This window comes from Bradyrhizobium sp. Bra78 (genome assembly GCF_024519855.1).
Classification (GTDB): Bacteria; Pseudomonadota; Alphaproteobacteria; order Rhizobiales; family Xanthobacteraceae; genus Bradyrhizobium; species Bradyrhizobium japonicum_G.
On the sequence record NZ_JALJRE010000001.1, the window covers coordinates 20,720 to 34,510 of the forward strand.

The window sequence follows — 13,791 nt, forward strand, 5'->3', positions numbered from 1 at the left end:
CACTATCCTGTCTTGGTGAATCCCCGCAAGCCTTCATTGAGCAGGAAGCCCATGAAGAAACCAAAAAGGGCGAACGCTGCGAAGGCCAAAAAGGGCCCGAAGACCGGCGTCAGCCGCTCCAAAGCCGCCCCCAAGCGCCTTGCCAAGAGTCCTGCCAAGAGTGCTGCCAAGAGTCTTGCGAAGCCTCTTGCCAAGCGTCCGGCCAAGGCGGCGCGGCGCGAAGCGTCGGCCGACAACGGCGCCAAGGTCGTCCGCGGCCTGCGGAGCAAACTCAAGCGGGCCCTGCAGCGGGTCGCGGAACTCGAGGCGGCCGCCGACACCGATTTCCTGCTCGAGATTCCGAACCGTCGCGGCTTCGAACGCGAGCTCGCGCGCGCCATCGCCTACATGAAACGGTATCGCGCCAGCGGCGCGCTGATCGTGCTCGACGTCGATCGTCTGAAGCCGATCAACGATTCCTTCGGTCATGCCGCAGGCGACGAGGTGCTGAAGACGATTGCCACTGCGCTGAAGCGGCAGGTCCGCGCCTCGGACGTGGTCGGCCGGCTCGGCGGCGACGAGTTCGCGCTGCTGCTCTGGAACCTCAGCGAGACCGACGCCAAGGCGAAGGCCGCGGCCTTCGAGCAGGCAATCGACGAATTGTCCTTCGTCTTTCGCGGTCAGCATGTGAGCGCGGGCGCCTCCGCCGGCGTCGCGCTGCTGGGGGCGCAGTCAGACGCGAGCCGCGCCCTGGAGGAGGCGGATGCCGCCATGTATGTGCGCAAGGCGCACCGGCGGCACGAGCCGCGGATCAGGCTGGTCAGCAGCTGATCTTACAGCGTGGCCAGATATTCACTGCGTAGCCAGGCCTTCACAGCGTGGCCAGGTCTTCACAGCGTGGCCAGGTCTTCCGGCACGTTGCCGAATTTGCGCAGCAACGTGGCGTCACCGAATTCGCCGGTCATCGGATCGCCGCTGCGGCTGAACGCGACGGCACCGATGTGGCCGGGACCGCGCGACAAGATCTCGGCGCGCCGCAACGCGGCCGTCGAGCTCTGGCATTCCTCGGCGGCGCCCGCCACCGGCGATCCGTCGGTATCGATCAGGAAGGGCATTGCAACGTAGTAGGTCACGTCCGACATGGCGTTGCTCCGAGCTTGGATCAGGCGGCGCTGCTGTTGCTCCGCATCTTGCTGCGCGAGGTCTCCGGAATGCAGCCGGCGGAAATCGCCGCCTGCAATTCCTCGAGTTCGGCCTCGAGATATTCATTGGCCATGATCAGCGCCTTGATGGTGCTGCGAAGATTGCCGTCGCACATCGCGATCGCCTGATCGCAGGCTTGTTCATAATGGCCGTTGTCGAGAAGGGCGGTTGCCGGCATCTGCTTTTCCTTGGGCGGTTTCCTGGGGGCGTAGGGCTCCCGGATGTTCTTATTTTGTTCTTTTGGAGTCAAGCGGATTCACATGCGGCGAGCCGCCGCAAAAATTGTCCCTGTGGATCAGGCGATGATGTCGGGCGTGATCTGGTCTTCGATGAACGCGATACGGTCGCGCAACAACAGCTTGCGCTTCTTCAGTCGCTGCAACCGCAACAGGTCGGGGGCAGGCGATTGATGCAGTGCATCGATCGCCGCATCGAGATCTCGGTGTTCCTGCTGCAACCGGGCGAGTTCGGCTTCGAGCTCGCGCTCGTCTTCATTGGTCATGTCTGCGGTGGCCGAAAAACCGAAAGGCGTGAGATTAAGGCTGTGGATGCCCTGTGGAAATTATCGTCCTTGCGCGAGGTGATCGCAAGCGATCTGCGAGCGTTGCTCGCCGATCTCCCGCAAGATATTTCTGCGGTTCGCTACGGCACCGCGCAAGCACATTGATATCATGGATTTTTCCCGTGTGGTTCCATTACTCACGGTTCGTTACATATGAATTTTCAAAAATGACGCTGCGACGACGGATACCCATCGACAGAACGAAACGGTGATGTAGACTTCCTTGTCCGGATCGAATCCTGAGGTTCACCCCTACCGAGGAGGTTTCGAATGACAATTCAGGCACATCTCGTTGAATTGGAACGGAAGCACAAACTTCTGGAAAACGAATTGCACGAAGCTCTCGTGCACCTTTCAACAGACGACCTGCAAATTGTTGAGTTGAAGCGCCGGAAGTTGTTGGTCAAGGATCAGATCGAGCGTCTGAGGCACGGCGACACGCTCCACTAGTACCCCCGCAACAGCGTAGAGTTTGATCGCACCCTTTCAGGCAGGGGTGAGTGTTGTTGCGCTCATCCCTGCGGGAAGGTTCGAACCGTGCAAGGATCTTTGCGCGGCGCCGAGAGTCGTTTCCGATGGAATCGGAACGGGGCTCCAGCTTCGGTTTGAACGTGTGTTCCCTCCGCGCACCGGTATCCAATTCGCTCGAAAGCGCTCTATGAATTCGCGAGCTCGGCGACGTGGTCCGCGATCGCGAGCGATGATGTCAGTCCCGGGGACTCGATGCCGAACAGATTGATCAGGCCTTCGACGCCGTGATCGCGCGGGCCCTGCATCAGGAAATCCTGCGTGGCCACCGCCGGCGGCACGATTTTCGGGCGGATGCCCGAATAGCTCGGCATCAGCGCGCCGTCTGGCAGCGTCGGCCAGTATTTGCGGATCGCCGGGTAGAAGCGCTCGGCGCGCGACGGGTCGACCTCGTAATCGATCGTCTCGATCCACTCGACGTCGGGGCCGAAGCGTGCCTGCCCCGCCATGTCCAGCGTCAGATGCACCCCTAGCCCGCCGGGCTCGGGCACCGGATAGATCAGGTGCGAGAACGGCGCCCTGGCGTTGCAGCTGAAGTAGTTTCCCTTGGCGAAATAGGTCGGCGGAATCCGGTCCAGCGGCATTCCGTCGATGTTGCGCGCCACCGTCGTTGCCGAGAGCCCCGCGGCGTTGACGAGGAGGCTGCATTGCAGCGTCATCGGCGCTTCGCCGCCCGCCTCGATCTCGATGGCGCCGGCGGTCGCCTTGGCGCGGATCAACGGGGTGTGAAACGCGAAGGCGGCGCCCGCTTCCTCGGCTTCACCGCGCAGCGAGAGCATGTAGGCGTGGCTGTCGATGATGCCGGTCGACGGCGACAGCAGCGCGGCGTCGCAGGCGAGCGCCGGCTCCAGCGCGCGTGCCGCCTCGCCCGCGAGCAGCTGCATGTCGAGCACGCCATTGGCCTCGGCATGCGCCCTGATCGATTGCAGCTTCTCGGTCTCTTTCGGGTTGGTCGCGACGATCAGCTTGCCGCAATTCCGGTGCGGGATGCCGCGCTCGGAACAGTAACGGTAGAGTGCGTGCTTGCCGCTGACGCACATGCGCGCCATCCAGCTCCCGGCGCGGTAGTAGATGCCGGCATGGATCACCTCGCTGTTGCGTGAGGAGGTGATGGTGCCGATGGCCTCGGCTTCCTCGAGCACGATCACCTCGCGCCCGGCCTGCGCCAGCTTTCGAGCCACCGCGAGCCCGACCACGCCGGCTCCGATGACGATGCAGTCGACCCTATCCATGGTTGTGCGGGACGTTTGCCGGAAGCGGCGGTGGCATCGGGCCTGGAAACGCCGGTGCGGGGGCGTTTTCCGTTAAGCAAGCATTTATCATGTCAGGGCAATTGCCGTATTTGACGTCACATTTTTCCGTTGCGCTTACAGGCGTTTACCCGATCCAAACCCGCGAGGCCAGACAATCCGACGTTGAAATCGCGGGTGGCTGATGGTTGAGAAGAACTGGCACGTGGGCAGCGCGCTTCCGATTGCGGTGCAGGCCGTCGTGTGCCTGGCCGCTGCGGTCGCGCCCGCGCGCGCCTCTGCCCTCTTGGGCAGCTTCGCCCCTCCGAGCTATCTCGACAAGCTAGACCCCAACGTGATCTGGGAAGCCCTGATCGCGGGCGTCGTCGTCTGTTCCTTCCTCGCCGCGGTCGCGCTCTGGATCCATTCCTCGCTGCGCCGGACCAGGCGTTTGCAGTTGCGGCGCAATGCCTTCGTCTCCTCCGCCATGAACAATCTCAACCAGGGCGTGGTGATGACGGATGCGCAGCGGCGCATCATCTTCTGCAACGACCGCTATCTCGAGATTTACGGTCTGGCGCGGTCCGATCTCTGGACCGGCATGAACGGCTACGAGCTCCTCGAGCTGCGACGCAAGCGGGGGGTAATCGGCGGCGCCTCCGACGACGAGTTCTACGAGAAGGCGGCGAGCACCAACGGCCTGATTACCGAACTGCCGGACGGGCGCGCCATCCTGGTCAAATATTTCGTGCTGCCCAACGGCGGCTCGGTGGCGACGCATCTGGACGTCAGCGAGCAACGCAGACTGTCGCGACAGCTCGCCTCCACCAAGCAGTTCCTGGAAACGGTGCTGGACAACGTGCCGGCCTGTGTTGCCGCGAAGAACATCGAGGACGGGCGCTACATCTTCGCCAACAGCGCCTATGAGCGGTTCTGGGGTTTCTCGCGCGACCAGGTCGTGGGCAAGAACGCGCGCGAGCTGTTCGCGCCGAATTCGGCGGCCAGCATCGAGGCGACCGATCGCGCGGCGCTGATCGCGCCCGCCGGGCAGTACCGCAACGAGTTCGAGGTCGAGCGCGGCGCGACCCAGCGCATGGTGGCCTCGATCCGGATCGTGGTCCGCAACGAGAGCAACAAGCCTGAATTCCTGCTGGTGGTGTTCGAGGACATCACCGACCGCCGCTCGCTGTCGCAGGAGCTGGAGAGCACGAAGAAGTTCCTCGAGCTCGTGGTCGACAACATCCCGGTGGCGCTGATCGTCGAACAGGTCAAGGACGGCCGCTATCTGCTCGCCAACCGCAGCGCGGAGACGATCCTCAACCGCAGGCGCGAGGAAGCCACGGGCCTGACCGCGTCCGACATCTTCAATCCCAAGGAAGCCAAGCTGATCATCGCGCGCGACGAAGCCGCGATCAAGAAGCGCGGGATGATCACCGAGGAGCATCCGATCTCCACCAAGGACGGTCTGCGACTGTTCCTCACCCGCCGCGCCACCGTGCTGAACGACGCCGGCGAGCCGCAATATCTGATCAAGACCCACGAGGACGTCACCGATCGCCGGCAGACCGAGTCGCGCATGGCGCACATGGCCTACCACGACGGCCTCACCGATTTGCCGAACCGTGCGGCTTTCCTGCAGGCGCTGACCCAGATGATCGAGGCCTGCGAGGGCACCGGCGAGGAATTCGCGGTTCTGTGCGTCGATCTCGACGGCCTCAAGGAGGTCAACGACGTCTTCGGTCACGCGCTCGGCGACAAGCTTCTGGTCGAGGTTGCCCAGCGGCTCCAGGACTCCGCGCGCGGCGGCGTGGTGGCGCGCCTGTCCGGCGACGAGTTCGGCCTGATCATCGACGGCAAACAGCCCGAAGCAGGTCTCGCACTGGCACAGCAGATCGGTGATGCTGTCGCCGAGGACTTCCAGATCGACGGCCGGGCGGTCCGCGCCGGCGTCACCACCGGCATGTCGATCTTCCCGCACAACGGCGCGGACGGTGCCTCGCTGCTGGCCAATGCCGGCGCGGCGCTGTTCCGTGCCAAGCAGAAATCGCGCGGCACGATCAGCCTGTTCCAGCCGGAGATGGACCAGCAGATCCGCGATCGCCGCGTGCTGCACCAGGACCTCTCGATGGCGATCAAGAACGGCGAGCTCTCGCTCGCCTTCCAGCCGCAGGGAGCCGCGGGCCACAGCGTCGCGGAGAGCGAGATCATCGGCTTCGAGGCGCTGGCGCGCTGGCAGCATCCGGTGCGCGGCCAGGTCTCCCCGGCCGAATTCATCCCGATTGCGGAGGAAAGCGGCCTGATCGTCGAGATGGGCGAGTGGATCCTGCGCGAGGCCTGCCGCGAGGCGTCGTCCTGGCCGAAGCCGCTCCAGGTCGCGGTCAATCTGTCGCCGGCGCAATTCATGCACGGCGACGTGGTCGGGCTGGTCCATTCGATCCTGATCGAGACGGGCCTTGCACCCGGCCGGCTCGAGCTCGAGATCACCGAGGGCGTGCTGATCGAGGACTTCGACCGGGGCCTGGCCCTGCTGCGCCGGCTGAAGGCGCTCGGCGTGCGCATCTCCATGGACGATTTCGGCAGCGGCTATTCCTCGCTGAGCTATCTCCAGGCGTTCCCGTTCGACAAGATCAAGATCGACCGCGCCTTCATCATCAATCTCGGCCGCAACCCCCAATCGGCCGCGATCGTGCGCGCCGTGATCGATCTCGGCCATGGCCTGGACATGTCGATCGTCGCCGAAGGCGTCGAGACGATCGAGCAGCTCGCCTTCCTCGCCAAGGAGGGCTGCGACGGCGTGCAGGGCTACCTGCTCGGCAAGCCCCTGCCGATCGGGAAATATGCTGATCTCGTCGGCCGCGCCGAGGCCATGGAGCTTGCGCTCAAGACCGGTTAGAGCGTTTTCGAGCGAACTGAATACCGGTTCGCGTCAAGAAAACGCGTCAGAACAAAAATCTAGAGCCCGTTCCGATTTCATCGGAACGGAAATGGCTCTAGGGATGAGAGCGTTTCGCTTCGCTCCCTCTCGACGGTTTCATGGCAGATTACGACCTTGCGATCATCGGCGGCGGCTTGAATGGTGTCAGCCTCGCCCGCGATGCGGCCGGCCGCGGCCTGCGCGTCATCCTGTTGGAGCAGGGCGATCTCGGCGGCGCGGCATCGTCGGCGACGCCGCGGCTGATCCACGGGGATCTGTCGGTCCTGGAGCGGCGTGGCTTCCGGCGGGTGCACCGGGCGCTCGCCGAGCGCCGGACCTGGCTCCGGATCGCTCCGCATCTGGTCCGGCCGATGCGCTTCGTGATTCCGGCACATTCCGACGAGCGCCCGCCATGGTTATTGCGCGCCGGCCTGTTCCTCTATGACGGGCTGACGAACCGGAGCGGCCTGCCTGCCGCGACGACCCTCGACATCACGCATCATCCGGTCGGTAACGCGCTGAAACGACCATTCGGCACGGCTTTCGAATATTCGGACTGCGTCGTCGACGATTCCCGCCTGGTGGTGCTCACGGCCCTGGATGCGGCCGAGCGCGGCGCCGCGATCCGGACCGGAGCACGTTGTGTGCGCGCCGATCGAACCGACACCTGGCGGCTCGCGGTGGTCGATCGCGGCCACCGCCGCACGATCACGGCCCGGGCGCTCGCCAACGCCACCGGCGGCTGGACGTCGATGGTCGCGGAGACCGTGCTGCGGCAGCCGCAGCCCGCCATGGCGGCGATGCAGATGAGCCAGATCATCGTCCCGCGGCTGTTCTATTCCGATAACGTCTACGTCTTCCAGAACAGCGATGGACGGCTGATCTTCGCGAGCCCGCTCGAGCGCGACTTCACGCTGATCGGCACGGTCACGCATGATTTCACCGGCGATCCCGCGATCGTCGCGATGCCGGGAGCCGACGTCAGCTATCTCTGCGAAGCGGCCAGCCGCTATTTCCGCGAGCGTGTTGCTCCGACCGACGTGGTCCGGTCGGTCTCAGGCGTCAACCTGACGCTGGCGTCCGCGCGCCGACGCGATGGCACGACGCTGTTCCATGTCCGCCGGCGCAAGGCGCCGCTGATCACGACGTTCGGCGGCGACGTCACCACCTCCCGCCTGCGCGCGGAGCGTGCGCTGACGAAGTTGACCAAGTTCTATCCGATGTCGCCGCCCTGGACCGCTGGATCGGCGCTACCGGGCGGAGATTTTGCCTGGGATCGTTTCGACACCGAGGTCGATCTTGCGCGCGACCGCTGGCGCTTTCTCTCGGAGCCGCAAGCCCAGCGCCTCGTCGGGTCCTACGGCTCGCGGCTATCGGCTGTGCTCGGTGAGGCGAAGTCCCGCGACGAGCTCGGCCCCGCCTTCGGCCCCGACCTGACCGGTGCCGAGGTGCATTATCTAATGAGCCGCGAATGGGCGCGCTTCCCGGAGGACATCCTGTGGCGCCGTTCCAAGCTCGGCCTGACCATGCCGGAGGCTGACCGCGACGCGCTGGCGGCGTTCATGGCGAATGTGATGTGAACGATCTGCCCCGAGCCGGTTGAGCAAAGGCCGATCCGCCGCTAGCGTGCGGCGGAATCGGGGTTGGCAGGGACCATGGCGGAAGAGTTGCCCGGAACGGACGTCGCGGCGGATGGGGCTGGCGCGGATGCGCACCCTGCGGCGGGCCAGCCGCTGCTGCGCATCGAGGGCGTCGCCAAGACCTTCGGGACGTTCCGGGCCGTCGACGGCGTCTCGCTCGACATCAAGGCCGGCGAGTTCTTTGCGCTGCTCGGGCCCAGCGGCTGCGGCAAGACCACGCTGCTCCGCATGCTCGCCGGCTTCGAGGCGCCGGACGAGGGACGCATCCTGCTCGGCGGCAAGGACATTGCGCAGGCGCTGCCGCATGAGCGGCCGATCAACATGATGTTCCAGAACTACGCGCTGTTTCCGCATCTGTCGGTGCGCGATAACATCGCCTTCGGCCTGAAGCGTGCAGGCATGGCGCGCGCGGAGATCGCCAGCCGCGTGGCCGAGATGGTCGCATTGGTGAAGCTCGAAGGACTCGAGAAGCGCAAGCCCGACCAGCTCTCCGGCGGCCAGCGGCAGCGCGTGGCGCTGGCGCGTGCGCTGGCGCGCCGTCCGCGGCTTCTTCTGCTGGATGAGCCGCTCGCAGCGCTGGACAAGAAGCTGCGCGAGAGCACGCAGGACGAGCTGATGGAGCTGCAGCGCCGGCTCGGCATGACCTTCATCATCGTCACCCACGACCAGGAGGAGGCGATGACGATGGCGAGCCGGATCGGCGTGATGAAGGCCGGCAAGCTCGCCCAGGTCGCCAGCCCCCGCGAACTCTACGAGGCGCCGCGCTCGCGCTGGATCGCAGAGTTCGTCGGCGACATCAATCTGTTCGACGGCGAGTCCAAATTGCGCGACGGTCATCGTCTGATCATCGGCACGCGCGATGCGGGTGCGCTGGTGGTGGCCGAGCCGCGCGAACCGGTCGGCGCGGGAAAATTTTCGGTCGCGATCCGCCCCGAGAAGGTCAAGCTGTCGCGCCGCGGCCCTGTGAGCGAGGCCGGTCATGAAATGGCGATCAACCGGCTGGACGGCGTGATCGCGGACATCTGCTATCTCGGCGGCACCACCACCTACAAGGTGAAGCTCGACACCGGCGGCATGATGCAGGCGTCCGTCGCCAACAGCGCGCGCCTCGATGTCGACGCCTACAGCCTGAACCAGCACGTCGTCGCCTGGTTTACGCCCGACGATTGCGTGGTGCTGCCGTCATGAGCTCCCGTCGCATCTTCGCGCGGCCGGCGCGGTTTGCCGCCATTGCGCCCTATGTCTGGATGGTGCTGTTCTTCCTGGTGCCGTTCGGCTTCGTGCTGAAGATCAGCCTGTCGCAGACGGCGATCGCGCAGCCGCCTTACGAGCCGGTGTTCGACCTGACGGCGGGGTGGGGAGCGATCAAGGCCGCCTTTGCCGCGCTGTCGCTCGACAATTTCAGGCTGCTCGCCTCCGACGACATCTACATGTTCGCCTATGAGCGCAGCCTCGCCGTCGCCGTCACCGCGACCGTGCTGTTGCTTCTGATCGGCTATCCCATCGCTTACGGCATGGCGCGGCTGCCCAAGCGCTGGCAGGCGGTGGCGATGGTGCTGGTGATCGTGCCGTTCTGGACCTCGTTCCTGATCCGCATCTATGCCTGGATCAACATCCTCCAGCATGACGGCCTGCTCAACCGGATCCTGCTGGCGCTGCATCTGGTCAGCCAGCCGGTGGTGTGGCTCTCCACCGACAGCGCGATGTATATCGGCATCGTCTATTCCTACCTGCCGTTCATGATCCTGCCGCTCTACGCCACGCTCGCGAAGATGGAGCCGGTGCTGGAAGAGGCTGCCTCCGATCTCGGTGCGCCGCGCTGGCAGGTGTTCTGGCTCGTCACCTTTCCTCTGTCGCTGCCCGGCGTCGGCGCCGGCGTGCTGCTGTGCTTCATCCCGATCGTCGGCGAGTTCGTCATTCCGGATCTCCTGGCGGGCTCCAATTCGCTGATGATCGGCCAGACGCTGTGGCTCGAATTCTTCACCAACAAGGACTGGCCGGTGGCATCCGCCGCGGCGATCGTGCTGCTGGTGGTGCTGCTGCTGCCGCTGCTGCTGTACGAGCGGCTGCAGAAGCGACAGCTGGAACAGGGGCGCTGAGGCGATGCGCAAGGTCTCTCGCCTGTCCCGCTTCAACGTCGCCTCACTCGCGCTGGGTCTGGCCTTCCTCTATCTGCCGATCCTGATCCTCGTCATCTATTCCTTCAACGCCTCGCGGCTGGTGACGGTGTGGGGCGGCTGGTCGCTGCGCTGGTATCACGAGTTCTTCAATGACCGCGCCATGATCGAGGCGGCCTGGATGAGCTTGCGGGTGGCCGTTTCCTCCGCGACCATCGCCACGCTGCTCGGAACGCTCGCGGCCGTGGCGCTGTCGCGCGGAGAGCGCTTTCGCGGCCGCACGCTGTTTTCCGGCATGCTCTACGCGCCGCTGGTGATGCCGGAGGTGATCACCGGATTGTCGCTGCTGCTGCTGTTCGTAGCGCTGAACGCCGAGCGCGGCTTCTGGACGGTGACGATCGCCCATACCACGCTGACGATGTGCTTCGTCGCCGTCGTCGTCCAGTCCCGCCTCGGCTCGCTCGACCGTTCATTGGAAGAGGCCGCGATGGACCTCGGCTGCGACCCGATGCGCGCGTTCGTCGCCGTCACGCTGCCGCTGATCGCGCCCGCGATCGTCGCCGGCTGGATGCTCGCTTTCACGCTGTCGCTCGACGATCTCGTGATCGCGAGCTTCACCACCGGCCCGGGCTCGGCGACGTTGCCGATCCGGATCTATTCGGAGGTGCGGCTGGGGGTGAAGCCCGAGATCAACGCGATCTGCACACTGGTGATCGCCCTGATCGCGGTCGTCATCGTGATCGCTTCGCTCGCCTCGAAGCTGTCGAGCGCGCAGGGCGAGAGCGCGGCGCCGCTGTAGCGGTCCGTGCAGCGTGCCATCCACGCGCTGAGCCTTGTATCGCCGCACCAAGCTGCCGCAGCGCAAGGCTGTCGAGCGGAAATTCGAGCAGGATGTGGATCAGGCTCAGCGCCAGCAGGAAGGTGAAGCCGAACGCGTAGTCGTAGAAGTACAGCGCGGTGGAGGCGGCGCTGGCGGCGGCCATCGCTGCCAGACGGGCCTTCGGCACCGCCGTCCAGCGGATCACGTCGGCTTTGATGAACCAGTTGAGGTAATGGTAGGTGTAGACGAAGGCGAGCAGGCTCGTCAGCCTGGTGTCGAGGACAAGGCCGGGCACGCCGAACAACCTGCTCAGGGCCGGGCCGACATTGCCGAAATAATCCTGTCCGACGCGGGCAAAGCTCGCGATCCGGATTTCGGCGGTCGGCGGCAGCAGCAGGATCGTGGCGAGCGCGACGACGTAGACGGCCACCAGCGCGGCCTGCACGCGGCTACCGGACCGGTAGGCACCGAGCACCATGAAGATCAGCGTGAACAGGCAGACGTGGATCAGGGTCGGAATCAGGATGCCGATGACCGCCAGTGACGACCCGCTCGAATACATGATCGCGGACAGCGCGATCGCCACCATGAACAGCAGCATGCTTTCGATCGCCGAGGCGGTCGCCGCCAGCATGGCGCACACGACCAGCGCGCCCCACATCGCGAAGCCGAACCAGGAGGCATTGTCGATCAGGGCCGCGACCACGGCGAGGATCGCGAGCGCAGCCGCGATGCCGCGGTGGGGCAGGTAGTAGCTGCGGTCGTGCAGCCACGAGATCTCGGTGAAGTAGTGCGCCGGGCCGAGCACCACATAGGCCAGCAGCAACAGCTCGAACGGCACCAGATAGGCCGCCGCGAGCGCCAGCAGCATCAGGCCGAGATGGATCGCGTCGTTGCCCCGCATCATGACGAGCCCTTGATAGGGCTCGAAGTCTAGAGCAGGCGTGGACAACCCGCAATTGTCCACGCTATCGCTCGATCGCCCTGCTTGTGGCGTCCCGTTGCGTCCTGCTGCGTCAGGACTTCACCGCTCCTGCCGTCAGCCCGCCCACCATGTAGCGGCGGAAGGCATAGTAGATCGCGGCCGGCGGCAGCGCGTAGATGAAGCCGGTGGTCATCAACAGCTCCCACGGCGAGTCGTCGGCGGCGAGGAAGTTGCCGAGTGCGACGGGAAGCGTGATATCGCGGTCGTTCGACAGCAGCAGGAACGCGTAGAGATATTCGTTCCAGGCGAGCAGCACCGCATAGGTGCCGATCGCGACCAGCGAGGGCATCATCAGCGGCAGATAGATCAGGCGGAAGATCTGTGGCGTGGTCGCGCCGTCCATCACGGCGGCTTCGTCGAGCTCGACCGGCAGCTTGTCGGAGGCCTGCTTCAAGACCCAGATCGCGTAAGGTGAGGCGATCGTCACCATGGCCAGGATCAGGGACCAGTGATTGTTGAGCAGGCCGTAAATGCCCATGGTCCTGTACATCGGCACGGCGAGGAACGCCGCTGGAATGAAATAGGTGAAGAGCGCGAGGTTCATGACGACGCGTCCGCCCGGCACGCGCAGCCGCGAGATCGCGAATGCGGCCGCAGTCGCGATGAACAGCGTCAGCACGCCGACGGCGGCGGCGATGACCATCGAATTCCAGAACTGCAAGTAGAAGTCGCGAAGGAAATAGTGTTGCTGATGGAACACGATCGAGAAGTTGTGCAGCGTCGGATGGTCCGGCCACAGCTTACCCGAGAACGCGTCCTCCTTTGGGGAGATCGCGAACAGGAACATGTGATAGATCGGGATCATCGTCCACAGGAAGACGGGAATGCCGATCAGCAAGAGCCGCGCTTCGGTCGCGACTTCGCGCAAGGTAGGGAGCTTCATCGCGACAACCGTTTCATCATGAAGTACACGAGCGGCAACACGAACGGCATCGCGCAGACGATGGATGCCATCGCGAGCGAGAGCTGGTCGAGCCGTAGATAGCGGATGCCGAGCGTGGCCAGCACATGCGTGAGGTCGGCCGGACCGCCGCCGGTCAGCAGATAGACGCTGTTGAAGTCGCCGAGCGTCCAGATCATCGAGAGCAGCGTGCAGGTGATGTAAAGAGTCTGCATCGACGGCCAGGTGATGAAGCGGAATTTCTGCCACCAGCTCGCGCCATCCACCTCCGCGGCCTCGAACAGATCGTGCGGTATCGCAAGGCGTCCGGTGATCAGGATCAGCGTCCAGAACGGCAGCGACTTCCAGATGTGGACACCGATCGCCATGGCCAGCGCCACGGTCGGATCGTTCAGCCAGTTCGGGCCGTCGTCGCCGGTGAACTTGAAGATGAGTTGGTTGACCACGCCCCATTCGGGATTGAGCATGAAGCGGACCGACAGAATGGTCGGGATCGACGGCACCGCCCAGGGCAGGATGAACAGCACGGAAAGCCATTTGATCCAGGTGCGCTGCTGAACGAAGAAACCGGACAAGAACAGCGCAATCAGCATCTTGATATTGATGCCGATGACCAAAAAGACCAGCGTGTTGACGGCGGCGCGCGCGAAGACGGGATCGTGATAGAGCGCGACGTAGCTCGCGGGATGGCGCGCCAGCCACAGCCCGTAACCAACGGGGTAAATCACGAAGGCACAGAATACGAGGAGATAAGGGGCGAGCAACACGATGCCCCAGACCTGCGCCGGGGTTAGCCGTGCCGACAAGGGCGGCGCGGCCATTGCATGATCGCCAGAAAGCGTGATCGCCATATCGGATACCTACCGGAAAGCGGCCGGCCGCGGTGTCACCGCGGCCGGCCCGACTCGCAATT

Annotated in this window: 14 protein-coding genes; 7 read left to right on the forward strand and 7 right to left on the reverse strand. The window is 64.7% G+C overall.

Going from position 1 to position 13,791, the window contains the following annotated elements:
- Positions 1–51: 51 nt before the first annotated feature.
- Positions 52–810, forward strand: coding sequence for a GGDEF domain-containing protein (locus tag OC450_RS00105; RefSeq protein ID WP_211382246.1), 759 nt, complete (start codon positions 52–54; stop codon positions 808–810).
- 59 nt (positions 811–869) lie between these two features.
- On the opposite strand, the gene OC450_RS00110 is transcribed toward OC450_RS00105, so the two are convergent.
- From OC450_RS00110 to OC450_RS00120, 3 genes are all read right to left on the reverse strand, one after another.
- Positions 870–1,121, reverse strand: a complete 252-nt coding sequence (locus OC450_RS00110; RefSeq protein ID WP_211382247.1) for a hypothetical protein — start codon at positions 1,119–1,121, stop codon at positions 870–872.
- A gap of 20 nt (positions 1,122–1,141) precedes the next feature.
- Complete coding sequence (locus tag OC450_RS00115; protein WP_211382248.1) at positions 1,142–1,360, reverse strand: hypothetical protein; 219 nt, start codon at positions 1,358–1,360, stop codon at positions 1,142–1,144.
- Positions 1,361–1,477: 117 nt separating this feature from the next.
- A complete protein-coding gene (locus OC450_RS00120) occupies positions 1,478–1,684 on the reverse strand; it encodes a YdcH family protein (RefSeq protein ID WP_027553252.1) in 207 nt (68 codons plus the stop codon).
- Positions 1,685–2,014: 330 nt separating this feature from the next.
- Here OC450_RS00120 and OC450_RS00125 point away from each other — a divergent pair, with 330 nt between their 5' ends.
- A complete protein-coding gene (locus OC450_RS00125) occupies positions 2,015–2,194 on the forward strand; it encodes a YdcH family protein (RefSeq protein ID WP_211382250.1) in 180 nt (59 codons plus the stop codon).
- A 206-nt stretch (positions 2,195–2,400) separates the two neighbouring features.
- Here the strand turns inward: OC450_RS00125 and OC450_RS00130 are convergent, their stop codons facing one another.
- The gene (locus tag OC450_RS00130) at positions 2,401–3,504 is read right to left on the reverse strand and encodes an NAD(P)/FAD-dependent oxidoreductase (protein ID WP_211382251.1); all 1,104 of its coding nucleotides are present in this window, start codon (positions 3,502–3,504) and stop codon (positions 2,401–2,403) included.
- A gap of 202 nt (positions 3,505–3,706) precedes the next feature.
- On the opposite strand from OC450_RS00130, the gene OC450_RS00135 reads away from it, so the two are divergent.
- The 5 genes from OC450_RS00135 (at position 3,707) to OC450_RS00155 (ending at position 10,971) form a co-directional block, all read left to right on the forward strand.
- Positions 3,707–6,394 (forward strand): EAL domain-containing protein, encoded by a 2,688-nt coding sequence (locus tag OC450_RS00135; protein ID WP_211382252.1) that lies wholly within the window; start codon positions 3,707–3,709, stop codon positions 6,392–6,394.
- A gap of 140 nt (positions 6,395–6,534) precedes the next feature.
- Entirely contained in the window at positions 6,535–7,995 is a 1,461-nt protein-coding gene (locus tag OC450_RS00140) for a glycerol-3-phosphate dehydrogenase (RefSeq protein WP_211382253.1), read from the forward strand.
- 75 nt (positions 7,996–8,070) lie between these two features.
- The gene (locus OC450_RS00145) at positions 8,071–9,243 is read left to right on the forward strand and encodes an ABC transporter ATP-binding protein (RefSeq protein WP_262046948.1); all 1,173 of its coding nucleotides are present in this window, start codon (positions 8,071–8,073) and stop codon (positions 9,241–9,243) included.
- Positions 9,240–10,154, forward strand: coding sequence for an ABC transporter permease (locus OC450_RS00150; protein WP_262046949.1), 915 nt, complete (start codon positions 9,240–9,242; stop codon positions 10,152–10,154). Before OC450_RS00145 ends, OC450_RS00150 begins: the two co-directional genes overlap by 4 nt.
- A 4-nt stretch (positions 10,155–10,158) precedes the next feature.
- Positions 10,159–10,971 carry an ABC transporter permease gene (locus OC450_RS00155; protein ID WP_256805706.1) on the forward strand — a complete coding sequence of 271 codons (813 nt, stop codon included), beginning with the start codon at positions 10,159–10,161 and terminating at the stop codon, positions 10,969–10,971.
- Here OC450_RS00155 and OC450_RS00160 read toward each other — a convergent pair.
- The 3 genes from OC450_RS00160 to OC450_RS00170 form a co-directional block, all read right to left on the reverse strand.
- Positions 10,904–11,944 carry a hypothetical protein gene (locus tag OC450_RS00160; RefSeq protein ID WP_262046950.1) on the reverse strand — a complete coding sequence of 347 codons (1,041 nt, stop codon included), beginning with the start codon at positions 11,942–11,944 and terminating at the stop codon, positions 10,904–10,906. The two genes, OC450_RS00155 and OC450_RS00160, sit on opposite strands and share 68 nt — an antisense overlap.
- Before the next feature lie 64 nt (positions 11,945–12,008).
- The gene (locus OC450_RS00165; protein ID WP_211382258.1) at positions 12,009–12,860 is read right to left on the reverse strand and encodes a carbohydrate ABC transporter permease; all 852 of its coding nucleotides are present in this window, start codon (positions 12,858–12,860) and stop codon (positions 12,009–12,011) included.
- Positions 12,857–13,729, reverse strand: coding sequence for a carbohydrate ABC transporter permease (locus OC450_RS00170; protein WP_211382259.1), 873 nt, complete (start codon positions 13,727–13,729; stop codon positions 12,857–12,859). The genes OC450_RS00165 and OC450_RS00170 overlap by 4 nt, the downstream gene beginning before the upstream one ends.
- Positions 13,730–13,791: the final 62 nt, after the last annotated feature.